Source organism: Vibrio sp. PID17_43 (assembly GCF_002608565.1).
Lineage (GTDB): Bacteria > Pseudomonadota > Gammaproteobacteria > Enterobacterales > Vibrionaceae > Vibrio.
On sequence record NZ_LIXM01000019.1, the window covers coordinates 1 to 24,455 of the forward strand.

The 24,455-nt window shown below is 45.4% G+C and carries 20 protein-coding genes and 1 pseudogene; 15 read left to right on the plus strand and 6 right to left on the minus strand.

Annotated features, from left to right (window positions below):
* Nucleotides 1–150 precede the first annotated feature (150 nt).
* The 3 genes from AK965_RS14025 to AK965_RS14035 form a co-directional block, all read right to left on the minus strand.
* A complete protein-coding gene (locus AK965_RS14025) occupies nt 151–1,029 on the minus strand; it encodes a U32 family peptidase (RefSeq protein ID WP_172438157.1) in 879 nt (292 codons plus the stop codon).
* A gap of 20 nt (nt 1,030–1,049) precedes the next feature.
* Complete coding sequence (locus AK965_RS14030; RefSeq protein ID WP_099080191.1) at nt 1,050–2,063, minus strand: peptidase U32 family protein; 1,014 nt, start codon at nt 2,061–2,063, stop codon at nt 1,050–1,052.
* A 237-nt stretch (nt 2,064–2,300) separates the two neighbouring features.
* A complete protein-coding gene (locus tag AK965_RS14035) occupies nt 2,301–4,340 on the minus strand; it encodes a bifunctional diguanylate cyclase/phosphodiesterase (protein WP_099080192.1) in 2,040 nt (679 codons plus the stop codon).
* 417 nt (nt 4,341–4,757) lie between these two features.
* Between AK965_RS14035 and AK965_RS14040 the strand changes: the two genes are divergently transcribed.
* Nucleotides 4,758–5,285, plus strand: coding sequence for an SCP2 domain-containing protein (locus tag AK965_RS14040; RefSeq protein WP_172438153.1), 528 nt, complete (start codon nt 4,758–4,760; stop codon nt 5,283–5,285).
* Nucleotides 5,269–5,772 carry a GNAT family N-acetyltransferase gene (locus tag AK965_RS14045; protein ID WP_099080194.1) on the plus strand — a complete coding sequence of 168 codons (504 nt, stop codon included), beginning with the start codon at nt 5,269–5,271 and terminating at the stop codon, nt 5,770–5,772. Before AK965_RS14040 ends, AK965_RS14045 begins: the two co-directional genes overlap by 17 nt.
* Nucleotides 5,773–5,845: 73 nt before the next feature.
* Here the strand turns inward: AK965_RS14045 and AK965_RS20705 are convergent.
* Nucleotides 5,846–6,302 (minus strand): annotated as a pseudogene (locus tag AK965_RS20705) (hypothetical protein).
* A gap of 63 nt (nt 6,303–6,365) precedes the next feature.
* On the opposite strand from AK965_RS20705, the gene AK965_RS14055 reads away from it, so the two are divergent.
* The 10 genes from AK965_RS14055 (at nt 6,366) to deoD (ending at nt 16,446) form a co-directional block, all read left to right on the plus strand.
* A complete protein-coding gene (locus AK965_RS14055) occupies nt 6,366–6,764 on the plus strand; it encodes a DNA polymerase III subunit psi (protein ID WP_099080195.1) in 399 nt (132 codons plus the stop codon).
* 12 nt (nt 6,765–6,776) lie between these two features.
* Complete coding sequence (rimI, locus tag AK965_RS14060) at nt 6,777–7,232, plus strand: ribosomal protein S18-alanine N-acetyltransferase (protein WP_099080196.1); 456 nt, start codon at nt 6,777–6,779, stop codon at nt 7,230–7,232.
* 129 nt (nt 7,233–7,361) lie between these two features.
* Nucleotides 7,362–8,951, plus strand: coding sequence for a peptide chain release factor 3 (gene prfC, locus AK965_RS14065; RefSeq protein WP_099080197.1), 1,590 nt, complete (start codon nt 7,362–7,364; stop codon nt 8,949–8,951).
* Between the two features lie 102 nt (nt 8,952–9,053).
* Nucleotides 9,054–9,218: a DUF5363 family protein gene (locus tag AK965_RS20465; protein WP_172438154.1), complete on the plus strand. Its 165-nt coding sequence runs from the start codon at nt 9,054–9,056 to the stop codon at nt 9,216–9,218.
* Nucleotides 9,205–9,978, plus strand: a complete 774-nt coding sequence (locus AK965_RS14070) for a TatD family hydrolase (protein WP_099080198.1) — start codon at nt 9,205–9,207, stop codon at nt 9,976–9,978. Before AK965_RS20465 ends, AK965_RS14070 begins: the two co-directional genes overlap by 14 nt.
* Nucleotides 9,979–10,182: 204 nt before the next feature.
* A complete protein-coding gene (locus AK965_RS14075) occupies nt 10,183–11,466 on the plus strand; it encodes a NupC/NupG family nucleoside CNT transporter (protein WP_099080199.1) in 1,284 nt (427 codons plus the stop codon).
* Nucleotides 11,467–12,046: 580 nt separating this feature from the next.
* The gene (gene deoC, locus AK965_RS14080) at nt 12,047–12,823 is read left to right on the plus strand and encodes a deoxyribose-phosphate aldolase (RefSeq protein ID WP_099080200.1); all 777 of its coding nucleotides are present in this window, start codon (nt 12,047–12,049) and stop codon (nt 12,821–12,823) included.
* Between the two features lie 98 nt (nt 12,824–12,921).
* Complete coding sequence (deoA, locus tag AK965_RS14085) at nt 12,922–14,250, plus strand: thymidine phosphorylase (protein WP_099080201.1); 1,329 nt, start codon at nt 12,922–12,924, stop codon at nt 14,248–14,250.
* A 68-nt stretch (nt 14,251–14,318) separates the two neighbouring features.
* A complete protein-coding gene (locus tag AK965_RS14090; RefSeq protein WP_099080202.1) occupies nt 14,319–15,539 on the plus strand; it encodes a phosphopentomutase in 1,221 nt (406 codons plus the stop codon).
* Between the two features lie 187 nt (nt 15,540–15,726).
* Entirely contained in the window at nt 15,727–16,446 is a 720-nt protein-coding gene (deoD, locus tag AK965_RS14095) for a purine-nucleoside phosphorylase (RefSeq protein ID WP_099080203.1), read from the plus strand.
* A 110-nt stretch (nt 16,447–16,556) separates the two neighbouring features.
* Here deoD and AK965_RS14100 read toward each other — a convergent pair whose 3' ends face one another.
* On the minus strand, nt 16,557–17,162 hold the full coding sequence (locus tag AK965_RS14100) for a YtjB family periplasmic protein (protein WP_099080204.1): 606 nt from the start codon (nt 17,160–17,162) through the stop codon (nt 16,557–16,559).
* Nucleotides 17,163–17,253: 91 nt separating this feature from the next.
* Between AK965_RS14100 and serB the strand changes: the two genes are divergently transcribed.
* Entirely contained in the window at nt 17,254–18,234 is a 981-nt protein-coding gene (serB, locus tag AK965_RS14105) for a phosphoserine phosphatase (protein WP_099080205.1), read from the plus strand.
* A 49-nt stretch (nt 18,235–18,283) separates the two neighbouring features.
* Here serB and AK965_RS14110 read toward each other — a convergent pair whose 3' ends face one another.
* On the minus strand, nt 18,284–20,632 hold the full coding sequence (locus tag AK965_RS14110) for a PilZ domain-containing protein (RefSeq protein ID WP_099080206.1): 2,349 nt from the start codon (nt 20,630–20,632) through the stop codon (nt 18,284–18,286).
* Nucleotides 20,633–20,782: 150 nt separating this feature from the next.
* Between AK965_RS14110 and radA the strand changes: the two genes are divergently transcribed.
* Together radA and fusA are read left to right on the plus strand one after the other, a co-directional pair.
* Nucleotides 20,783–22,162 (plus strand): DNA repair protein RadA, encoded by a 1,380-nt coding sequence (gene radA / locus AK965_RS14115; RefSeq protein ID WP_099080207.1) that lies wholly within the window; start codon nt 20,783–20,785, stop codon nt 22,160–22,162.
* 202 nt (nt 22,163–22,364) lie between these two features.
* Nucleotides 22,365–24,452, plus strand: a complete 2,088-nt coding sequence (gene fusA, locus AK965_RS14120; RefSeq protein ID WP_099080208.1) for an elongation factor G — start codon at nt 22,365–22,367, stop codon at nt 24,450–24,452.
* Nucleotides 24,453–24,455 lie beyond the last annotated feature (3 nt).

Here is a 24,455-nt window from a genome sequence, read left to right on the forward strand (position 1 = left end):
TGCCCATTAAACGAGAAGATCGGATATATCCGAGAGCAATAAAAGCAAAGGCAAAGAAATACCCCAATAAAAAGAAAGCCAGTCAGCTTAACTGACTGGCATTAGGGTAGTGCCTCGCTTTTTAATTGCTTTGAAACTAGTGGAAAGTGTTTAGATGTTTTTCACTTCTAAACCAGCAAGTTGATGCCAGTAACCGTTACATTGGCGATCTTGGATCTTACCTGGATTAGTGCCTTTCTCATTTGAACGGAAATGGTCCAGTTCAGAGAAGGTGCTGATGCCCAGTGGACTTAGACGAACCACATCAACCAACCCTTCCATGCTTGGTAGATCGTTGATTAGGTTGTAGCAGTAACCAGATTGAGTTTGGATGCCGTTCAAGTTAAAGACCTCCTGACCCTCTTGGCTGCTTACTTGGATGCCCGTTGGGTATTTAATACAGCAGGTTTCGCAATCATCTTTGGCTTTGTTTTCTGCACGAGCGGTAAAGCAGCGAGCTGAGTAAGCCAGTGGCAAGTAACCGTGGCTGAACACTTCCACTTCAAACTTACTGCGAATACCTAACTCATCGCATTGTGTTAGCGTGTTGCTCAACCATTCACGTGATAGCTCAACTGGCATGCACCAGCGAGTCATGCCTTGCTTTAAGAACACATTCAGCGTATGCGCATTGTACGTGTTCACCGCAGGGCCAACGATAAAAGGCACTTTGTGCTCAGAAGCCAATTGAACCGCAGAGACGTCATTTGCTTCAATCGCGAAGTCACCGTTGTCGATGTACTTCTTCATGATGTTGACTTCACTTGGTGCTTCTAGCAGAGCCATGGTTGATAGCACCACTTGTTTACCGGAAGCAGACAGCTCCTTCGCGATATCAAACCAGTGTGTAGGTTTCATTTCACGGCGCTTTGAACACACCGTTTCACCAAGGTAGATGATGTCAGCTGAGCTTGATTTCGCTTGCTGGTAAAATGCTTCTACATCTTGTCTTGGCCAAAAGTACAACAGTGGGCCAAGTGCGTATTTCATTGAATTATCCATCTTAACCTCTATTGCCATTTACGGTGGTAAGCACCTAAGGTGGTTTGTGTACCTTCAGACACGTTTGCTAGTGCCGCATCCCAAGCCGCTTCTACTTGATAGGCTTCAGGGTTTGCTTGGTAACGATCAATCGCGGCTCGCCATGTGCGTGTTACTTGCTCTACATAAGCAGGGCTGCGCTGACGACCTTCGATTTTCACCGATGCAACATTGGCCGCAAACAGTTCAGGTAGCATAGAAAGGGTGTTCAAGCTGGTTGGCTCTTCTAGTGCATGATAGCGTTTTTTTTCGCCTTCAATTTCAGCATCAAAACGACCCTTACAAAGAGTAGGGTAGCCGGCATTTTCACCTGCGCTGTAGCGATCAATAAGAATATCATTCAAGCGCGACTCTAGACCTTGTTCTGTTTCTTGCCAGCGAACGTATTTCGCGGGAGAACAAGCGCCAACGGTGTTTGGTGATTCACCTGTCATGTATGACGATAGGTAACAGCGTCCCTCAGACATGATACAAAGGCTGCCAAAAGCGAATACCTCTAGCTCGACGTCACTAGTGATGTTACGCGATAGTTGTTTCACTTGGTGGATCGACAGTACACGAGGCAGTACGACTCGTTTAACGTTGAAGTTCTGTTTGTAGAAATCGATAGCCGCAACGTTGGTTGCTGATGCTTGTACCGAAAGGTGTAGTTCAAGCTCTGGATATTTGCGAGCAGCATACTCAAGTACCGCAATGTCAGCGACAATCAGTGCGTCTACACCAAGGGCTGCAGCGTTATCTACCGCATTTGTCCAACGCTCAAATCCATTTGGGTGAGCAAACGTATTGAGTGCAACATGGATCTTTTTGTTGCGGTCGTGGACGTATTGCACCGCTTTTTCAAGTTTTTTGCCGTTAAAGTTAAGACCAGCAAAGTGACGAGCGTTTGTATCGTCTTTGAAGCCGATGTATACAGCATCTGCACCGCAATCAATCGCGGTTTTTAACGCAGGCAAGTTACCCGCAGGGCACAAGAGTTCCATATGCTCACAATCATAGAGAATAAAAAGATGGTCGCATTTTATGAAGAATTATGAATAGCGAAATTGACCTAAGTTAGGTTTAGCTCAATAAAGTTGAGATTTATCTCTTAAGTAACGTCGAGAGGCTTAGCTTAGGGAGTCAGAGTTGGCATGTATGATAGGCAACACTTCGAATATTTAGTGGTTGTAGTTTTATCGATACGTTTCCCCCATGAGAGTCAGGGGGGAAAGTGCGCATTATTTTTTGTGGCGACGGTTTTGTACGAACAGTTCTTCGACTTCGTGCTTCGGTTGAGGACGATAGAAATGAAAGCCTTGAATCGAGTTACATTGCAAGTTGGATAACAGGGTCGCTTGCTGGTGTGTTTCTACGCCCTCTGCGACGACCGTTAAATCGAGCGATTTACCTAGGTTGATGATGTTTTCAATAACAGTCACCTGTTTTGACAAGATATCAATGTCGCTGATAAAGGCTCGGTCTATTTTTAGCTCATCGATTGGAAAGCGTGCCAAATAAGAGAGGGAAGAGTAGCCTGTACCAAAGTCGTCAATAGAAAGGTTGAAGCCGAGTTTCTTTATTGCGTTTAGCATTTGCAGTGTGTGTTGACTGTCACTCATCACCGCACTTTCGGTTAGCTCGAAAGTAATGCAGCTTGGATCGAGCTCGGTAGTGCGCAGTAGCTTTTCCATGTAGTCAATGAGCTGAGGATTGCCAAATTGTTCAGGAGAAAGGTTAATTGCCACACGTCCTGGCAGGATACCCTGTAGCTTCCAACGCTTGACAGTATTAAATACATCACGCATGACCACTTTACCAAGGTGCTCGATCAAGCCGGCACGTTCGGCTACAGGGATAAACGCCCCTGGACTGATGTAACCCTCGACAGGGTGCTTCCAGCGCACTAAGGCTTCCGCTCCGTTAATGCTGAAGTCGCGAGCATTTACTTTTGGTTGATACCAGACTTCCAATCCGTGTTGTTGCAATGCTTTTTGCAGCTCAATTTCCAACCACAAACGCATGCGCGCTTCTTTATTCATCTGATCGTTAAACTTGATCAGGCGGTTGCGGCCGCGATCCTTGGCTTCATACATTGCCGTATCGGCATTTTGCAGGAGGATTCGTGCGTCTTGGCCATCTTCTGGATAACGCACACTCCCAATTGAACAAGCAAGACGTTTACTGAAGTGGTGTAGATCAAATGGCTGGTTGATCAAAGAGATGATGCGCTCGGAAAGGCTCTCTGCCATACGGGTATTTTCTGGTTCTGGCAAAATAATACCGAATTCGTCTCCCCCAAGGTGGCCAATGATTACTTGGCTTGGTAATGAGTGCTTAAGACGAGCGGATACCTCCTGAATGACTTTATCACCAATGTGATGGCCAAGTGAGTCATTGATGTTTTTGAAGTTATCGATGTCAAGATAAAACACCAATAGTGGCGTGCGCCTGTTAATCAGTTGCTCAAGACGTTTGGTAAACCCAAAGCGGTTGTATAGCTTGGTCAGAGAGTCAATGTGAGCATCTTCAGCGGAGCCTGAAGAAAGCGTTTTAGGTGTGTCGTCGGCATCCTGGATAAGGATTATTTGGGATTCACTGCCAAGAACAGCGGTGGTGTCAGCATGCAGGCGTACCTTTCGCTCAAATCCACATCTTGCACTGGTTAAACAGGCAAACGGTTTTTCAGACAGGAGTGAACTGATGCGATGACTAAAAACTTTCTTGCTGTTTTCATCGATGAATAGACGAGACAGCTCTTCTCCGAGCAATTCATGTGGCGAGTTTAGACCAAGTAAGCGAGACGATGCGGGGTTGGCAGAAATGATGATGTCATTTTCAACCAATAACAAACCATCAGGTAAAAGCTGAGTAAGCTTGGAAAATTTGCTTTCTGACTCTTCTAAAGAACGAACAAGAATGTGTTTTTCAGAAGTATCAATGGCATGAAATACCACGAATCGGGTTTCATTCCCTTCTTTAATCGGAGAAAGACTAAAATGTAAGTTAGTCTCTAAGCCCGTTTCATCTAGGGTTATTTCTGCTTCTACATGATCGCCTTTGAAAGCGCGTTGATAGTAAGGAGCAAGCTTGTTATAGAATACGTCACCTAGAACTTGGCTATCGTTAAGACCAATGATTTCGCTATGGCCTAAGCCCGCAATGTCACAATAGCGCTCACTTACCATTCGATAACTGTGTTTCTTGTCAAGAATGGCAAAAAAGAAAGGACTATTTGAGGTTAGCGTTGCAAACCAATGTTGTAATTGCTGGGAAGGCATTAGGGGGTTACCGATCTCCAATGAGCCAGATTATTCGTCCGTGTAATAAAAACGCTATCGTGATAACTATAACTTTGAAGCTACCGTTATTAAAGAATTTATCAATGTCTTAGCATCGATAATACAGCAAAGGTCAAAAAAATGACGCATTTGTTTGAGACATGGCGGTTTTATGCCCAGATAACCACTTTTCACTTGATTCTGAAAGAATGTTCTTGTGTATATGTGCCATGGTGCGACGATTTGTCTTTTAAAATCAATACTACCCATTAAGCTAGCCAGTTAAGACAACGTTATGCATTTTGGGCTTGAAAGTCACGGAGTATAAACAAACTGTTTTCTTGATAAATGACAGGTACAGGTATTACTCTATTGCGTAAAATAGACAACCTTATGACAAAGTAACGGATAATTAGCGTGTTAAACAAGATTCGCAGTCAACTAGTAAACAACGCAGCATCAATTTTGCGATCTCCAGTCCAGTTATTACCACAAGCTGTTCAGAAAAAAGCCTTGTTAGAAGGGCTGAAAATGGTGTTCAAGGAAGCGTTAGAAGATGGCGACTTTGAATTCCTTGAAGATAAGTGGTTAAAAGTTGCGATTAAAGACTTGAACTTAGCATGGTACATCAGCTACCAGGACGGAAAGTTAGTGGTTGCGGAGAAATCAGTTCAGGAAGACGTTAGCTTTAGTGGTCACCTTAATGATTTGGTGTTGATTGCTGGCCGTAAAGAAGATCCTGACACGCTGTTCTTTCAACGCCGCCTTTCTATTGAAGGCGATACTGAGCTTGGTTTGGAAGTAAAAAACTTAATGGACAGTGTCGATTTAGAGCAGTTGCCAAAAGCGATGCAGGTTGCATTGAGTCAACTAGCGGACTTTGTTCAAAAAGGGGTTCAAGAGCTAGCACAAGAAACCGGAGTGACGAATGCTTATTCGAACTGAAGCGCCCGCAGACATTCTCAAGATTGACGGCCTATTGAAGCACGCATTTCCGACGGAGGCCGAAGCCAATTTGGTGATGCGTTTACGTGAAAATGGCAAGCTTACTCTGTCGCTCGTAGCGTGTACGGATGATGGTGAAGTGATCGGACATGCTCTATTTAGCCCAGTAACTTTGAACGGCGAAGATTTATCATGGCAAGGTCTAGCACCGTTAAGCGTACATGAAGATTACCGTCGCCAAGGCATTGCTTCTGAGTTAATTAAGGAAGGTTTTGAATTTTTGCGTGATTTCGGTTACCCAGTTTGTGTCGTATTGGGGGCGCCGGATTACTACGCGCGTCAAGGTTTTAAAGCCGGTGAAGAGATGGGCTTTGACTGCGCATGGGAAGTGCCCCAAGGAGCATTCCGCGTAGCAGAATTGGTGGAAGGTCAGTGCGATGGACGTTCTGGGCGCATCGATTATGCACCAGAATTTTCTGAGCTATAACCATTGAGATTGAATGACAAAGCCCGCTGTAAAAAGCGGGCTTTGTTTTTATGAAGTGACGAAGAAAAATGATTTAATCTTGTTCTTGGACGCGCTTTTTGCCCCAAATTTCGATTTTTGCTTTTTTACTTACACTGGCCACATGAGTACCATGTTGCCCTAACCATTGTATGCCATACCAAGACGTTTGAGTTTGACATTTTCAGAACCTGGTAGAGTCTAAGCTCGTGTTGACATGCCTTTGGTTAACGTACTCGTCATGGTCTTAAGTTCTTTCTCGCTACCATCGGTCATGGTGATTTTCATGTTTTTGAAGTTCACCTTGCCTGAGTGCACTTAATTTTAATTTTGATTTTGCTAAACTGGCGGTTTTTCAATAAACCGTTCGGTTCTACGGTATCAGTCTCGGGTTTGGAAGTTAACGGTTTTTGATCGATAAGTTGCCAGTTATCATGGCTGCTCTTAGCAAAGGTAACAAAGCTGGTGGCCGAGATTAGCAGTGCAATAGGGATTGATTGGAAAAGCTTCATAACACCTCTGACTTTACCTGCGATTATTTGGTAGCATTGCCTCGTTCAATTAGGTGACAAAAAATGTCAATAAACGAGAAACAGTATTTAAATGAAATGGGGATCAGCACATGGGAGTTGATCCATCCAGATAGGTTGGAAAACTATCAAGTGCCAATGTTACGTTTGCAAAGTTCTTGTAAACTCCTATTGGTTTCACCAATGTGTCCAGAAAATGAGACAGCATTGATGTTTGAGCGGGTGCTAAAAAGCATCAAGCTCACACTTGATGATGCGCTGCATCTAGAGCCAGAGCGTTTATCATCATTGGGTGAACATGAGTTGGATTGGGTGTGGTTTGCTGGCTGTGAAGCCGATACGAGTATTAATGCTAAGCAGCTGACTTCGCCGCTATTAAAAGACATTGATGGTAACAACGAACAGCGCCGCGCCTTATGGCAGCAGATTTGTTCATATTCTTAATGGAGCAAACGCGTGACGATTGAAATTACGCCGATGAGTGCAGAACACTTAGATCAAGTATGGCAAATTGAACAACAAGCCCATTCTCACCCTTGGGCAGAATCGATCGTTCGTGACTTGTCTAGCCGAGGTGCATGTCATCATGTGATGACCAACGCCGACGAGGTTGTGGGTTATTTCTATGGGCAGAACATTGTCGGTGAAGTGACGCTACTTAATATTGCCGTTGCACCGAGCCAGCAAGGCAAAGGATTGGGTCAAAAGTTGCTTGACGCATTTCTAGGTTACTGTGAGCAAGCCAAAGCAGAGAGTGCTTGGCTAGAAGTTCGTGAAAGTAATTTGCCAGCGATTCATATTTATGAGCAAGCCGGTTTTAATGAAGTGGATCGCCGTTACAACTATTACCCAGCTAAAACCGGTAATGGCAAAGAAGATGCAATCATCATGAGCTACCTGTTCTTTTATTAATTACTGTCGCTCAAACCTCAAGGAAAGTTGCCCCTAGCGCAATAATAGGGGACAATACCGCGTAATATTGAATCAAAAAAGCTTGTTCGAGATTCGGGTAAGCAATAGACATCAAAGAAGACGATTTTCATGTCAAATACACCTTTTCTAGGCGAAGTTTCTAAGCGTAGAACGTTCGCTATTATTTCTCACCCGGATGCGGGTAAAACCACCATTACAGAAAAAGTACTGTTATTCGGAAACGCAATCCAAAAAGCCGGCACGGTTAAAGGTCGTGGTAACGCACAACACGCAAAATCAGACTGGATGGAAATGGAAAAGGAACGTGGTATCTCGGTAACCACTTCTGTGATGCAGTTCCCTTACAATGATTGTCTGGTAAACCTACTGGATACGCCAGGACACGAAGATTTCTCGGAAGATACGTACCGTACACTAACGGCGGTTGACTCATGTCTGATGGTGATTGATGCAGCGAAAGGTGTCGAGGATCGTACTCGCAAACTGATGGAAGTGACGCGTCTACGTGATACACCAATCGTCACCTTCATGAACAAACTTGACCGTGATGTTCGTGATCCAATGGAAGTATTGGACGAAGTAGAAAACGAACTGGGCATGATGTGTGCACCAATTACATGGCCAATCGGTTGTGGTAAAGAGTTTAAAGGTGTTTACCACATTCACCGCGATGAGACGATTCTGTACGAATCTGGTCATGGTCATGAGATCCAAGAAGTTCGCATCATCAAAGGTCTGGACAACCCTGAACTTGATGAAAAAGTAGGTGAAAGCCTAGCGGCAAGTGTTCGTGAAGAACTTGAACTTGTGATGGGCGCTTGCCCTGAGTTTGATCACGAAGCATTCCTTGTCGGTGAGTTAACGCCAGTTTACTTCGGTACGGCTTTGGGCAACTTCGGTGTTGATCACATGCTAGATGGCCTGACTGAATGGGCGCCAGCGCCGAAAACTCGTCAAGCGGTTGAGCGTGATGTTGAAGCGACCGAAGAGAAATTCTCTGGTTTCGTATTCAAAATCCAGGCAAACATGGATCCAAAACACCGCGACCGTATTGCCTTCATGCGTATTGTATCAGGCACGTACACGCAAGGTATGAAGATGAACCACGTTCGTCTTGGCAAGCAAGTGAGCATTTCTGACGCGGTAACCTTTATGGCGGGTGACCGCTCACGTGCGGAAAATGCTTACGCGGGTGATATTATCGGTCTACATAACCACGGTACAATCCAAATTGGTGACACTTTCACTCAAGGTGAGTCGCTGAAGTTCTCTGGTATTCCAAACTTTGCTCCAGAGTTGTTCCGTCGTATTCGTCTAAAAGATCCATTGAAGCAGAAACAGCTGCTAAAAGGTCTGGTTCAGTTATCTGAAGAGGGGGCGGTACAGGTATTCCGTCCGCTACAAAATAACGATCTGATCGTTGGTGCGGTCGGTGTACTTCAGTTTGACGTGGTTGTGGCTCGTTTGAAGTCAGAATACAACGTTGAAGCGATCTATGAAGGGGTTAACGTTGCAACTGCGCGTTGGGTTGAGTGTGGTGATGCGAAGAAACTGGATGAGTTCCAACGTAAGAACCAAGCGAACCTAGCGCTAGATGGCGGTGATAACCTAACGTACATTGCCCCAACGATGGTTAACTTGAACCTTGCTCAAGAACGTTTTCCTGATGTCGATTTCCGTGCAACGCGTGAGCACTAATCGCATCTAAGCCGCTCTACATTGAGCACTGGATTATAGGCCGCCGTTAGCTATACACTTAGCTAACGGCGGCTTTTTATTTGGTGTACAGAAAGGTGTGAAATGAATTGGTTTAAGAAAGGACTCAAACGTTACGACGATTGGTGTAAAGAGATGGGACTAACACCAGATCAAAGGCGCAGTTGTGTACCGTATAAACCAGACCCTGCTCATGACGCTTCTTCTAATAAAGAAGAACAAGAGAAGCCGAATAATGAAACTGTTTGATACCCATTGTCACTTCGATTTTGATGTGTTCCAAGACGATTTTGCCCATCAGTTTGAGCTTGCTCGTGAGCAAGGTATAGAACGTATCTTGATCCCTTCAGTAGGACCAAGCAATTGGTCTCGCATTCAAACTATAGCCAGCCAATACCCGGGTCTTTACTACGCTTTGGGTTTTCATCCTTACTTTCTTCAGCCTGATTTTGATCAACACGTCGCTGAATTGGAACGGCAGTTGTCACAAGCGGGTAAGCACTGTGTGGCAATTGGTGAGTGTGGTTTAGATTTTTCCATCAATGTTCCTGTAGCACTTCAAGAACGAGCCCTTGAGTTGCAGTTTGAACTTGCGCGAAAATTCAAACTGCCCGTTATTCTTCACTGTCGTAAAGCGCACAATCGACTCGTTCAAATGGTCAAAACGGCAAAACTGCCTAAAGGTGGCGTGTTACATGCGTTTTCTGGTAGCTATCAACAAGCGATGGAATGGGTTCGATTAGGCTTTTTCATTGGGGTGGGCGGCACAATTACTTACCCAAGAGCGAACAAAACGCGCGACGCGATTCAAAGACTATCTCTTGAACATCTGGTTTTAGAAACGGACGCGCCGGATATGCCCATACTTGGATATCAAGGGAAGCCCAACCACCCAAGTAAACTTATTCATGTGTTGAATGAGCTTGCGCATTTGCATTCACAGCAATGGCAAACGATTGCGTGCCAGATGTGGGAAAATAGCAATTCAGTATTCTCAATATGTGAATAAAATCGAAATATGCTGTTTAAAATAGAAAACGTTTTCCTTCCTATTGTGATGTGTCTCACAAATGAGGGTGAATCCATGATGAATCTTATAGGAAAGTGTGAAGGTGGCATTACTTTAATTGATGCTGCATGAGTATAATTGCCCCCGCTTTATAGCTCCATTTTGTAACACGCCAATAAATAACTTATAAGGAAGTCATAAACTATGAGCCTGTTTATGAGCCTAGTCGGTATGGTAGTGCTTCTTGCTATTGCATTTGCATTTTCTAATAACCGTAAAGCTATCAATCTAAGAACTGTGGGTGGCGCATTTGCTATCCAATTCGCATTAGGTGCATTTGTTCTTTATGTACCTTGGGGCCGTGATCTACTAAACGGTTTCTCTACTGGTGTTTCTAACGTTATCAACTACGGTAACAATGGTTCATCATTCCTATTCGGTGGTCTTGTTTCTGACAAGATGTTCGAAGTGTTCGGTGGCGGCGGTTTCATCTTCGCATTCCGCGTTCTTCCTACTCTGATCTTCTTCTCAGCACTGATTTCTGTTCTTTACTACATTGGCGCAATGCAGTGGGTTATCAAGATTCTTGGTGGTGCACTACAGAAAGCGCTCGGTACTTCTCGTGCGGAATCAATGTCAGCGGCTGCTAACATTTTCGTAGGTCAAACTGAAGCACCGCTAGTTGTTCGCCCATTCGTTCCAAAAATGACTCAATCTGAGCTATTCGCAGTAATGTGTGGTGGTCTAGCCTCTGTTGCTGGTGGTGTACTAGCAGGTTACGCATCAATGGGTGTTCCACTAGAGTACCTAGTAGCAGCATCATTCATGGCAGCACCAGGTGGTCTACTGTTCGCTAAGATTCTTCACCCAGAGACTGACAAGCCTCGCGAAGATTTCGAAGAAGCAATGGACGGTGGCGATGATAAACCAGCTAACGTAATCGACGCAGCAGCAGGCGGTGCGGCTTCTGGTCTACAACTTGCGCTAAACGTAGGTGCAATGCTAATCGCTTTCGTTGGTCTGATTGCTCTTATCAACGGTATGCTAGGTGGCATTGGTGGTTGGTTCGGTATGCCTGAACTCACTCTAGAGCTAATCCTAGGTTACGCGTTCTCTCCACTAGCATTCCTAATCGGTGTTCCATGGGACGAAGCAGTTGTTGCTGGTTCATTCATCGGTCAGAAACTCGTTATCAACGAATTCGTTGCGTACTTGAACTTCACTCCTTACCTAGGTGAAGGCGCTCAAGTGGTTGCGGCAACGGGTGAAGTAATGTCTGAGAAGACAACGGCTATCATCTCATTCGCACTATGTGGCTTCGCGAACCTTTCTTCTATCGCGATCCTACTTGGTGGTCTAGGTAGCCTTGCACCAAACCGTCGCAGCGATATCGCTCGCATGGGTATTAAAGCCGTTCTTGCTGGTACGTTGTCTAACCTAATGGCAGCGACGATTGCAGGCTTCTGCCTTAGCCTTGCAGCACTTTAATTAGAATCGGTTCTTAATATATAGACGCCGTTTTAAATCATGCCCTGTAGCAAGAAATTGCTGCGGGGCATTTTTCGTTTTTGGCCCAAAAAAATTTAACCGCATGTAGGACGACGAGAGTCGCTTACGCAGTCGGTGGAATAGGGGTTGGAAAATTTTGAGATACAAACCGTTTGCGCTCTATTTGGTGCTACAGTTTTGCGGTGAAACTCTATAATGTAGTAATTACAAAGTCGTGGTTATGATTATCAAATAATCACTGAGTGAATAGTACATACTCAATGGGCAAATGAATTGCCCTTCATGTTACATCTTACAAGCGTTTTTCTTTGTGATGTGATATTAAAGACACCGCAATCATAGATTGTTGTGCCATAGGCCAAACTGGTACTGTGCGGTGACAAGGATAGCAATTGGCATATGAATTTTTCGCTGACTATGCCGAGTCTTCAGGGAACCAAGTCCGTTCATTAATAGACTGATTAGCCAAATTTTTACACACTGTCTTCTTCTTGATTATAGTTAGATAGTTGATATGAGGTTAAGCAGTGAATTTTTTGAATATTGATCGGAGATAGAAATGAGCGATTTAAAAGCAGCAGCACTACGTGCACTTAAACTAATGGACCTAACGACGCTGAATGATGATGACACTGATGCAAAAGTGATCGCATTATGTCATGATGCGAAATCAGCAGTAGGTAACACAGCTGCAATCTGTATTTACCCTCGCTTTATTCCTATTGCTAAGAAGACACTTCGTGAGCAAGGCACGCCAGACGTTCGCATTGCGACAGTAACCAACTTCCCACACGGTAACGACGATATTGAAATCGCAGTGGCTGAAACAAAAGCGGCAGTTGCTTACGGTGCAGACGAAGTAGACGTGGTTTTCCCATACCGCGCTCTAATGGCTGGTGATGAGAAAGTGGGCTTTGAACTTGTTAAGCAATGTAAAGAAGCTTGTGGTGACATCCTTCTTAAAGTGATCATCGAAACGGGTGAATTAAAAGAAGAAGCGCTAATCAAGAAAGCATCTCAAATCTGTATCGAAGCAGGTGCTGACTTCATTAAAACTTCAACGGGTAAAGTGCCAGTTAACGCAACACCAGAATACGCACGCATGATGCTTGAAGTTATTCGTGACATGGGTGTTGCTGAGACAGTTGGTTTCAAACCAGCAGGTGGTGTGCGTACGGCTGAAGATGCGGCTGCATACCTAGCAATGGCTGATGAAATCCTAGGTGACAATTGGGTTGATGCTCGTCACTACCGTTTTGGTGCGTCTAGCCTGCTAACAAATCTACTAAATACATTAGAAGTATCGGACCAAGTCGCTGATCCATCAGCGTACTAATTCCAAATAAAGCGTCTGAATGGTAGCACCAGTTTCGGTGCTACCAACCTCTTCTACCCTACTATTACCATGGCTCATAAAGAGCTTGGGAGGAACTAATGTATTTACCTCAAGAGATCATTCGTAAAAAACGTGATGGCGAAGTTCTTACTGCTGACGAAATCAATTTCTTTATTCAAGGCGTAGCAGATAACAGCGTATCTGAAGGTCAGATCGCGGCATTTGCTATGGCTATCTTCTTCAATGAAATGACGATGCCAGAGCGTATCGCACTGACTTGTGCAATGCGTGATTCGGGCATGGTCATCGACTGGAGCCACATGAACTTTGGTGGTCCAATTGTCGATAAACACTCAACTGGTGGCGTGGGTGACGTGACTTCTCTGATGCTTGGCCCTATGGTGGCAGCATGTGGCGGTTTCGTACCCATGATTTCTGGCCGTGGCCTTGGCCACACTGGCGGTACACTGGACAAGCTTGAGTCAATTCCTGGCTACAACATCACACCAACCAATGACGTCTTTGGTCAAGTAACCAAAGACGCAGGTGTGGCGATCATTGGTCAAACGGGTGATCTAGCGCCAGCGGATAAGCGCGTTTACGCAACTCGCGATATCACGGCAACGGTCGATAACATTTCACTGATCACGGCGTCGATTTTATCGAAGAAGCTTGCTGCAGGTCTTGAGTCTTTAGTGATGGATGTAAAAGTAGGTTCTGGTGCATTTATGCCAACTTACGAAGCGTCTGAAGAGCTAGCAAAATCTATCGTTGCGGTAGCAAATGGTGCTGGTACAACGACAACCGCTATCCTGACAGACATGAACCAAGTGCTGGCTTCTTCTGCGGGTAATGCAGTAGAGGTACGCGAGGCGGTTCGCTTCCTAACGGGTGAATACCGCAATCCACGTCTACTTGAAGTGACCATGGTATCATGTGCAGAAATGCTGGTACTTGGCAAGCTTGCTGAGAATACGGAAGATGCTCGTGCGAAACTGATGGAAGTACTTGATAACGGTAAAGCGGTTGAATGCTTTGGTAAGATGGTTGCTGGACTTGGCGGACCGGCAGACTTCGTAGAAAACTACGATAACTACCTAGAGAAAGCCGAAATCATCAAGCCTGTTTACGCCACAGAAACGGGCATCGTTTCAGCAATGGATACGCGTGCTATCGGTATGGCTGTGGTTTCTATGGGTGGTGGTCGCCGCGTTGCGACGGACGAAATCGACTATGCGGTTGGTTTCGACAATTTCATTCGTTTGGGTGAAGTCGCAGACGGTGATAAGCCTCTTGCTGTTATCCACGCTCGCACCGAAGTGCAGTGGGAAGAGGCCGCTAAAGCCCTTCGTAACGCCATTAAGGTGGGGGGGGAATACACACCAACGCCAGAGGTTTACCGCCAAATCCGTGCAGAAGACATCTAATCGATTAAGTAATTACGTAGGCCTGCTCAATTATAGCTAAGACACCGAGTGGGCCTAAGGAACGAGCAATGAAAAGAGCATTTATTTTAGTACTAGACTCATTCGGCATTGGTGCAAGCGCAGATGCTGAGCAATTTGGTGATGTAGGTTCAGACACGCTAGGTCATATCGCTGACCAGTGTGAGCAAGGCTTAGCGGATAACGAGCAGCGTCAAGGCGCACTTCGTCTTCCAAACCTATCGAAACTCGGTCTGGCAATGGCACACAAAGAGTCAACTGGTCGCTTCGCACCGGGCTTAGACGCAGAAGCTGAAATCATCGGTGCTTATGGTCATGCGGCTGAGCTTTCATCAGGTAAAGACACGCCTTCAGGCCACTGGGAAATCGCAGGTGTACCTGTTCTTTTTGATTGGGGTTACTTCACTGATAAAGCGAACAGCTTCCCGAAAGAGCTGACTGACCGCATCCTTGAGCGTGCTGGCCTAGACGGTTTCCTAGGTAACTGCCACGCATCTGGTACGCAAGTACTGAATGATCTGGGTGAAGAGCACATGAAGACGGGTAAGCCGATCTTCTACACCTCTGCAGATTCAGTATTCCAAATCGCGTGTCACGAAGAGACATTCGGTCTAGAGCGTCTACTTGAGCTGTGCCAAATTGCGCGTGAAGAGCTGGAAGATTACAACATCGGCCGTGTGATTGCGCGTCCATTTATTGGCCCGGGTAAAGGTCAGTTTGAGCGTACTGGTAACCGTCGTGATTTGTCTGTTGAGCCACCAGCGACAACGGTTCTCCAAAAGCTAGTAGAAGAGAAGCAAGGTAACGTCGTCTCTATCGGTAAGATCGCAGATATTTACGCAAACTGTGGTATCACTAAGAAAGTGAAAGCGACAGGTATTCCAGCATTGTTTGAAGCAACGCTAGAGCAAATCAAAGAGGCGGGTGATAACACCATCGTATTTACGAACTTCGTAGATTTCGACTCAGCTTATGGCCACCGCCGTGACGTGGCTGGTTATGCTGCGGCACTTGAATACTTTGATGGCCGTATCAACGAAGTTCTCGATATAATGGAAGAAGACGACGTACTTATCCTAACGGCGGACCACGGTTGTGACCCAACATGGCCAGGTACTGACCATACACGAGAGCACATTCCAGTGGTCGTTTACGGTAAGAAAGTGCCAGCAGGCTCATTAGGTCGTCGTGATAGCTTTGCAGATATCGGCCAAACATTGGCAACGTACTTCGGTACTTCTCCAATGGAATACGGTAAGAACTTTCTATAATAGATAAACTATTGAAAACAGGGAGCATGATAGCTCCTCGTTTTATGTTCGCAGTGCTAAACCTATCTAAATAATTGGACCATTTACTTATCTAGATAGGCATTAGAATACTGCTTGTCAAAATCATATCAATCTAGTCCATTCCTCCATCAGAGGTGAACGCTAGAGACAGGTTAAGGAATAAAACATGGCAACTCCACATATCAACGCAGAAATGGGTGCTTTCGCAGACGTCGTTCTAATGCCAGGTGACCCGCTACGTGCAAAATACATCGCTGAAACTTTCTTAGATGATGTTGTTCAAGTATGTGATGTTCGTAATATGTTTGGTTACACAGGTACTTACAAAGGCCGTAAGATCTCTGTAATGGGCCACGGTATGGGCATCCCATCATGTTCAATCTACGTGACTGAGCTGATCAAAGATTTCGGCGTGAAGAAAGTAATCCGTGTAGGTAGCTGTGGTGCAGTAAACGAAGACATTAAAGTACGTGATGTTGTGATCGGTATGGGCGCGTGTACGGACTCTAAAGTCAACCGTATCCGCTTCAAAGGTCATGATTTCGCAGCCATCGCTGACTACAAAATGGTTCGCGCAGCAGAAGAAGCAGCAAAAGCGCGCGGCGTAGACGTAAAAGTAGGTAACCTATTCTCAGCTGAACTGTTCTACACGCCAGATCCAGACATGTTCGACGTAATGGACAAGTACGGCATCGTTGGTGTGGAAATGGAAGCGGCGGGCATCTACGGCGTTGCAGCAGAGTACGGTGCAAAAGCACTGACGATCTGTACGGTTTCTGACCATATTAAAACAGGTGAGCAAACCACATCGGAAGAGCGTCAAAATACGTTCAACGACATGATGTTGATCGCACTAGATTCTGTACTGCTTGGTGACGAAGAATAAGCGACGTAGAGTCATCTTTTTAGTTAAAGCAATACGTAAATAAAACAGCCCGCACAAAGCGGGCTGTTTTTTTATTCGAAATAATGACCAGCTCTTTGTTACGATTGCTATTATTTGGTCAAAAGCAGGTTCTCACCTTTCTTACGGCGGATCGACTGTCTACGTAAAATCATAATAAACAACATGCCGCACACAAAGCTCATCAATACCATCATGTACATGTAACGATCGCTTTTGCGATAGTGATGATCGGAGATGGCGGTTACGCGACCAGTTTCAAACGTGACGCGGACAAAACCGATGATCGCGTCATCTGAAAATACTGGTTCAACCAATTGTTGGCGGCCAATTGATGCGGTAGCCAGTGGCGTATCTAGCCCTAAGACTTCTCGCACGGATAGTGCGCCTTCACTCGATGCTAATCTTACGCCCTGTGCATTATAAATGGTCGCATCGAATACTAAGCGATCTTGCGCGAGTTGGTTGGTCAGCTTAAGAAGCCGCTCTTGATCTTTATTCAAAATCATTTCGCTGGCAGACAACGAAGCCTGAGAGATCAACACTCGACTCAGAGTCTCAAGCTGCTGTGCTTGAATCTTTTCGTTGCCTTTACTTATCACTACGCTATTTTTAAATGTGAAAAATAGCATCAAACCCAGCAAGATTAACGCTAAAATTCGTAAGGCATTCTTTACTGAGAACAAAGATTCACTCATGCACTTTACTCGTCCATTCAAAATAAAACAAAGACTTGCCTTTTTAGTTTGTTGAGGTAACGTTTTAGCAAAGTCATAAGGGATTATATACATGGATGCGTCAAAAAGCTTGCCTATCAGAAGGCACACGACTCTTTTAAAACGACTACCTGAAACTCGATTTGCGACTCAGCGGGATAAAGCCAAAGCGAACTGGATTGTTTTTGCACCGTGCCTTACTCCCGGCCTGTTTGAAGATATCGACTTTTTTACAGGCCTTTACACTCCAGTTTTAGATACTTGGAAAGTGGGGCAGTATGAAGTGGCTCTGATGGGGGGAGAACTCACCACGGAGCATCAAACTATTCTGAAAAGCCTCAACCTTGATTATGCCTCGCTGAATGAAGTACCGGATCTCTCTGCTCCCGGGCTTATCGTATTTGATATGGATTCCACGGCGATTCAAATCGAATGTATTGATGAAATTGCCAAGCTAGCCGGTGTCGGAGAGGAAGTGGCTGAGGTGACAGAGCGCGCCATGCTAGGTGAGCTAGATTTTGAACAAAGTTTGCGTCAGCGCGTTGGGAAGTTGAAAGGGGCGGATGAAGTCATTCTCGAACAAGTGCGTAGTCAATTGCCATTCATGCCAGACTTTGAATCTTTGATCGCCACATTGAAAGCGTTAGGCTGGAAAACAGCGATTGCATCAGGTGGTTTTACTTATTTCTCTGACCATATAAAAGAGTGCGTAGGGCTGGATTTTGCGCGTTCGAATCAACTGGATATTGTTAAAGGCAAGCTCACCGGTGAAGTATTAGGCGATGTGGTGAATGCCCAGACTAAAGCGGATATTTTGGTCGAGTTGGCCCAAGAGTACGATATTGAATTGCACAATACCGTCGCTGTTGGCGATGGCGCAAATGACTTGCTGATGATGTCCGTTGCTGGGTTAGGTATTGCCTACCACGCGAAACCAAAGGTGGAGGAGCAGGCTCAAGCTTCGGTGCGATTCGCTGGGTTAGGTGGCGTGTTGTGTATTCTTTCGGGGGCGTTGGTGAAGCAGCAAAAAATCAGCTGGAAGTCGAAGCCATAATGGAATGGACAGTAAGATAATAAAACACCGCCAAGTTGGCGGTGTTTTGCTATTCGGTCAATTCTAATCTCACGATGACTTCTTCGGTGATGTCTTCAAACTCACTATAGCCGACTAATGCGGTTAACTCCTTTTCGAGTTTATTTGCTTGGTGGATACTAAATTGGGATAAGTCCTCTAAATCCTGACGCAACAAGCTAGTGATAGGATCAAAGATTGGTGCGGTTGATATCCTTGTGGCATAAAAATCGCCCATCATACGAGCTTTTTTGATGAAGAGGATACGCTCTTTCAAATTGGCAAACTCTTGCGGTAACTTTGACTCCACGGCGGTGATTGTCGTACCGATTTTTGTCACGCTCGTATAGATATCCTGATGTTTTGCTTCCGCTCCGTCAATACGCTTGATTGGATCTGCAATTAACGTGTTCGAGCGGCCTTTAAACAGAGGTTCCAATGAAAACATTTGGTTGTGACCTAAGCGAGCATAGAGTTCGAGGTGCTTTGGTAACGGAAAATTTACCCCAATGACTGGTGTACTCACGGAAGACGCGGCGCTCTTACCGATAAAGATAGGCGTACTCAACGTGCGTGATAGAAGCAGGCTATGCAACCTCTCTAAAAGATCATGGTTTGGCAGCACTTCTTTTTGTGGAATAAGCTTATCTTGGTTGTGCTCAATGATACTGTTAAGAAACGCAATGATTCGCATGGTTTTGCTATATTCGTCAATCACCAATTGAACATTGAGGCCGTCAGGGCTCACTCGGACTATGCGATAAGGTACAGCGCTTAAAGGTAACTTTTTGTCATAAAGCTGAAGCTCACGAAAGTTAATCAGTACTTCTTGTCCGGAGCGCAATAATGCGGGTTCATCTAACCTGATGTTTAGGCCGCGCTTAGAGATATCAGCAGTAAAACCAGCCGTTTTTATCGTGTCGTATTTGAACACCAATGGAGTTTTAAATCGGTAGCGGGGCTCCTTTCGACGTGACTTTGCGTCAAAATAGATCCCTTTTGGATTTCCGATGATTTTGCGAGGATGACGAAATACATTGAGTGTATTCGCCAGTAAGCGAGGCTTCTCGGTCAATAGGTAATCTTGCCCCGATTCCTGATCGGCTATTTCTTGTAAAATACCGATGTGAGTCAATGAGTGTGAACGGTCTGCCAGCTCTGCCGAGAATGTCGCGAGGTCATGCTTCTCTTGTTCGGATAATTCAAAAATGGAGAGGTAAAATGCCCGCCAACTTGGTCTTTTTGCGCCAAGATGCCAAAACAGCTGGCGTTGCTCTCTGCTTGCTTCAGGCCTCAACATCGAATAGAAATACGTTTTGTTTTCGTGCTCGTGCGTGAAAGAGTAAATGACATTGGTGGTGCCTTTTACACCAGGAGTAATCAGTGATGCCATTCTTTGTTCATGAAATAAGGAACCAAATACCTGTTGGTTACGTTCATCATGCCAGTATTGCCATAACTTTTGGTTATTTTCTGTCAACATGGCCAGCTTCAGCTCGCTGCCTTCAAAGAACAGCGGTAAATTACTGGTGTGTTTTAATGAAATGTTTTCGTAGCCGCGAGTGCGTAATCGAATGATTTTGTCCTGATTATCATGGCGAGCGCGCTTCGTCGCATTATTTAAAGCTTCATCAATGACTTGTGCAACAATGTTCGTTTTGGTTAAACGAATAGTGCGCAGATAACGGACAGCGTTATTTTCATAGCAATCGTCCACTGCGAGTACGTGGTACGCAAGCGCCTTCTCTATGCCGATGACTTGGGATTTATTGGCCAATTCAGTAAAGGTCACCTGAAGCACCTCGCCTAAACTGTAATTGAATGCGCTAGGAACTTTAAATTTGGCACCCGAACAGGAAAGGTCGATGCTTAGGGCATGGAGAGTTTGGCCATTTGAGCGAATAATTTCGACTTGAGACTGAACCTTGAGACGCTTTTCCTGACGCTTTAAATCGTAGCCTAGATGAATAGGCTCTGCCAAAAAGGGACTGTTGGGGTCGGTAAGTGATTTGGCGTCATCTATGTCGCCGTTCTGATTCAATGCGCGAAAGCTATTTCGTGTATTGATTAGCGCTTCCCACATACCTTCAGTGTAACCACCGAACTTCTCGATGTTTCTGTGATAGGCATTAAAGGCAACGTCATCTAGCCAATGCGAGATGCCATCTAAAAGATATTTACGACACTCACCATTCACGCGGCCTCGAAGGTCGATGCTTTTGGTGCACGGCGCCATCACACGATTGAGTTCCATTTTCACCAGTAACTTTGTTGATGGTGGTTCGCCTTCTGTCAGTTGGCTGAGAACGAAATCGAAGTCATCGGCACCGTAAGTGGGAATCAGTCGTTCAGCGAGCGAGAGTATTTCAGATTGCTGCATGATTTCTGTTAGAGTATGTCGTTATTTAATTTGTATCGGCTAAACCTAGCAAAGCTTGAGTATATCAATAGTTATCGTTAGGTAGGCACTGGCGTAACAGTGTTTGGTCACATTTGTTGAAAATATTGAGTGTTTAAAAATCGAGGCATCATGGCGAAAGCAAAACGGGCGTATGTTTGTAATGATTGTGGCGCAGACTTTCCACGTTGGCAGGGGCAATGTAATGCGTGTGGCGCGTGGAACACGATTACTGAAGTTCGAATTGCAGCGTCGCCAACCGTTGCTCGCAATGAGCGCTTGAGTGGTTACGCAGGTTCTGCAACCGAGTCAAAAGTACAGACGCTATCTGAGATTGACTTGCAAGAAGTGCCTAGATTTACCAGCGGCTTTAAAGAGTTAGATCGAGTACTTGGCGGCGGTGTTGTCCCAGGAGCGGCCATTTTGATTGGTGGTAGTCCGGGGGCCGGTAAGTCGACCTTACTATTACAAACCATGTGTTTATTATCGTCACAAATGCCGACGTTATATGTCACGGGTGAGGAATCATTGCAGCAGGTAGCGATGCGAGCGTCTCGTTTAGGGTTGCCAAAAGAGCATTTAAAAATGCTATCGGAAACCAATGTAGATAGCATTTGCCAAATCGCAGAGAAAGAACAGCCTCGCATTATGGTGATTGACTCGATTCAGGTTATGCATGTTTCTGACGTTCAATCCTCTCCAGGGAGTGTCGCGCAGGTCCGTGAATCCGCAACCGCGCTAACTCGTTACGCAAAGCAGAATAACGTTGCCGTCTTTATTGTTGGTCATGTAACGAAAGACGGTACGCTGGCGGGGCCTAAAGTACTTGAACACATCATTGACTGTTCCGTCTTATTAGATGGCGGAACAGACAGTCGATTCCGAACGCTACGCAGCCATAAAAACCGTTTTGGTGCGGTGAATGAGTTAGGCGTGTTTGCCATGACAGGACAAGGGCTAAAAGAAGTCAGTAACCCATCCGCTATTTTCCTATCACGTGGTGAAGAAGAAACGTCAGGCTCTTCGGTTATGGTGGTATGGGAAGGGACTCGCCCTCTACTCGTAGAAATTCAGGCGCTGGTGGATTATTCTCAATTAGCAAACCCACGTCGAGTTGCAGTAGGTCTGGAACAAAACCGCCTCTCTTTATTATTAGCGGTCCTGCATAAGCACGGCGGTTTACAAATGGCAGACCAAGATGTGTTTGTGAATGTGGTTGGTGGTGTGAAGGTGACAGAGACCAGTGCAGACCTTGCGTTGGTCATGGCGCTTTTATCCAGCTTCCGTGATCGCCCATTACCCAAAGATGTAGTGGTATTCGGTGAAGTTGGTTTGGCGGGTGAAATTCGTCCAGTACCAAGCGGTCAAGAACGTTTGAATGAAGCCTTTAAGCACGGTTTCAAGAAAGCCATCGTACCAGCCGCCAATATGCCGAAAGGTGGCATCCTAGGAATGCAAATCCACGGCGTGAAGAAGCTTTCAGAGGCGATAGAAGCGTTTGATGAGTTGTGAGTTGCTATCAAGTTGGGCACTCGTAACCGTTGGATGGCGAAAAACTGGGATTTTTCACCGCAAAATACTACACTTGGCTATTGTTTTGGGGTAGATTCCCCCGCTAAATATTTTTTATCCATAGCCGCACGCAAGGGTATCAGTCTTGACAGAATGTGATATACTCTGCGCGCACTTTATACCTTATTAACAGAGTAAGACAATGACTGATTTATCAAAATACAGAAACATTGGTATTTTTGCTCACGTAGACGCGGGTAAAACTACCTCTACAGAGCGTATCCTTAAGCTAACTGGTAAAATCCACAAGATCGGTGACACTCACGACGGTTCAACTACTACTGACTTCATGGAGCAGGAAGCTGAACGTGGTATCACAATCCAGTCTGCTGCTACTACTTGTTTCTGGAACGATCACCGCCTAAACATCATCGATACTCCTGGACACGTTGACTTCACAATCGAAGTTTACCGTTCTCTAAAAGTACTTGACGGTGGTATCGGTGTATTCTGTGGTTCAGGTGGTGTTGAGCCTCAGTCTGAAACTAACTGGCGTTACGCGGACGAGTCTCACGTATCTCGTCTAATCTTCGTTAACAAACTAGACCGTATGGGTGCTGACTTCTTCAAAGTTGTTGACCAAGTACAAAACGTTCTAGGTGCTACTCCACTAGTTATGACTCTACCAATCGGTATCGAAGATGACTTCTGTGGTGTTGTTGACGTACTAAGCCAAAAAGCTTACATCTGGGATGACTCAGGTCTTCCAGAGAACTACGAAGTTCAAGATATTCCAGCTGATCTAGTAGACCAAGCTGCTGAATACCGTGAAATGCTAATCGAAACTGCTGTTGAGCAAGACGATGACCTAATGATGGCTTACATGGACGGCGAAGAGCCTTCTCTAGAAGACATCAAACGTTGTATCCGTAAAGGTACACGTGACCTAGCATTCTTCCCAACTTACTGTGGTTCAGCGTACAAGAACAAAGGTATCCAACTTATTCTTGACGCAGTAGTTGACTACCTACCTTCTCCAACAGAAGTAGATCCTCAACCACTAACTAACCCAGAAACTGGTGAGCCAACTGGCGAAGTTGCAACAGTATCTGCAGACGAGTCACTAAAAGCGCTTGCGTTCAAGATCATGGACGACCGCTTCGGTGCACTAACGTTCATCCGTATCTACGCTGGTAAGATGAAGAAAGGTGACACGATCCTTAACTCTGCTACTGGTAAGACTGAGCGTATCGGCCGTATGGTTGAGATGCACGCGAACGAGCGTAACGAGATCGATTCAGCACAAGCTGGTGACATCATCGCAGTTGTTGGTATGAAGAACGTGAAGACTGGTCACACTCTATGTGATCCTAAGCACGAATGTACTCTTGAGCCAATGATCTTCCCAGAACCAGTAATCTCTATCGCTGTTAAGCCTAAAGATAAAAACGGTTCTGAGAAAATGGGTATCGCGATCGGTAAAATGGTTGCAGAAGATCCATCATTCCAAGTTGAAACTGACGAAGATTCAGGCGAAACCATCCTTAAAGGTATGGGCGAACTTCACCTAGACATCAAAGTAGACATCCTGAAGCGTACTTACGGCGTTGAGCTAGAAGTAGGTGCTCCACAGGTAGCTTACCGTGAAACTATCACTCAAGCAGTTGAAGATAGCTACACGCATAAGAAACAGTCTGGTGGTTCTGGTCAGTTCGGTAAGATCGACTACCGCATCCGCCCAGGGGAAGCTGGTTCTGGCTTCACGTTCAAATCAACAGTTGTTGGTGGTAACGTACCTAAAGAATTCTGGCCTGCAGTAGAGAAAGGCTTCGCTAGCATGATGGACAACGGTGTTCTAGCTGGCTTCCCAACTCTAGACGTAGAAGTTGAACTATTCGACGGTGGCTTCCACGCAGTTGACTCTTCAGCTATCGCTTACGAAATCGCGGCTAAAGGCGCATTCCGTCAGTCTATGCCTAAAGCTGGCGCGCAACTTCTTGAGCCAATCATGAAAGTTGACGTGTTCACTCCAGAAGACCACGTTGGTGACGTAATCGGTGACCTTAACCGTCGTCGCGGTATGATCAAAGATCAACAAGCGGGTACTACTGGCGTACGTATCAAGGGTGATGTACCTCTATCAGAAATGTTTGGTTACATCGGTACTCTACGTACTATGACTTCTGGCCGTGGTCAATTCTCTATGGAATTCTCTCACTACAACCCATGTCCAAACAACGTGGCAGAACAAGTGATTGCAGAAGTTAAAGAGCGTAACGCTAAGAAGTAATTC

Excerpts from the sequence above, each read along its gene's own strand:
- AK965_RS14025 (WP_172438157.1), bottom strand. The coding sequence starts at position 1,029 with ATGAAATACGCACTTGGCCCACTGTTGTACTTTTGGCCAAGACAAGAT.
- AK965_RS14030 (WP_099080191.1), bottom strand. The coding sequence starts at position 2,063 with ATGGAACTCTTGTGCCCTGCGGGTAACTTGCCTGCGTTAAAAACCGCG.
- AK965_RS14035 (WP_099080192.1), bottom strand. The coding sequence starts at position 4,340 with ATGCCTTCCCAGCAATTACAACATTGGTTTGCAACGCTAACCTCAAAT.
- AK965_RS14045 (WP_099080194.1), top strand. The coding sequence starts at position 5,269 with ATGCTTATTCGAACTGAAGCGCCCGCAGACATTCTCAAGATTGACGGC.
- AK965_RS14055 (WP_099080195.1), top strand. The coding sequence starts at position 6,366 with ATGTCAATAAACGAGAAACAGTATTTAAATGAAATGGGGATCAGCACA.
- prfC (WP_099080197.1), top strand. The coding sequence starts at position 7,362 with ATGTCAAATACACCTTTTCTAGGCGAAGTTTCTAAGCGTAGAACGTTC.
- AK965_RS20465 (WP_172438154.1), top strand. The coding sequence starts at position 9,054 with ATGAATTGGTTTAAGAAAGGACTCAAACGTTACGACGATTGGTGTAAA.
- AK965_RS14070 (WP_099080198.1), top strand. The coding sequence starts at position 9,205 with ATGAAACTGTTTGATACCCATTGTCACTTCGATTTTGATGTGTTCCAA.
- AK965_RS14075 (WP_099080199.1), top strand. The coding sequence starts at position 10,183 with ATGAGCCTGTTTATGAGCCTAGTCGGTATGGTAGTGCTTCTTGCTATT.
- deoC (WP_099080200.1), top strand. The coding sequence starts at position 12,047 with ATGAGCGATTTAAAAGCAGCAGCACTACGTGCACTTAAACTAATGGAC.
- deoA (WP_099080201.1), top strand. The coding sequence starts at position 12,922 with ATGTATTTACCTCAAGAGATCATTCGTAAAAAACGTGATGGCGAAGTT.
- AK965_RS14090 (WP_099080202.1), top strand. The coding sequence starts at position 14,319 with ATGAAAAGAGCATTTATTTTAGTACTAGACTCATTCGGCATTGGTGCA.
- deoD (WP_099080203.1), top strand. The coding sequence starts at position 15,727 with ATGGCAACTCCACATATCAACGCAGAAATGGGTGCTTTCGCAGACGTC.
- AK965_RS14100 (WP_099080204.1), bottom strand. The coding sequence starts at position 17,162 with ATGAGTGAATCTTTGTTCTCAGTAAAGAATGCCTTACGAATTTTAGCG.
- serB (WP_099080205.1), top strand. The coding sequence starts at position 17,254 with ATGGATGCGTCAAAAAGCTTGCCTATCAGAAGGCACACGACTCTTTTA.
- AK965_RS14110 (WP_099080206.1), bottom strand. The coding sequence starts at position 20,632 with ATGCAGCAATCTGAAATACTCTCGCTCGCTGAACGACTGATTCCCACT.
- radA (WP_099080207.1), top strand. The coding sequence starts at position 20,783 with ATGGCGAAAGCAAAACGGGCGTATGTTTGTAATGATTGTGGCGCAGAC.
- fusA (WP_099080208.1), top strand. The coding sequence starts at position 22,365 with ATGACTGATTTATCAAAATACAGAAACATTGGTATTTTTGCTCACGTA.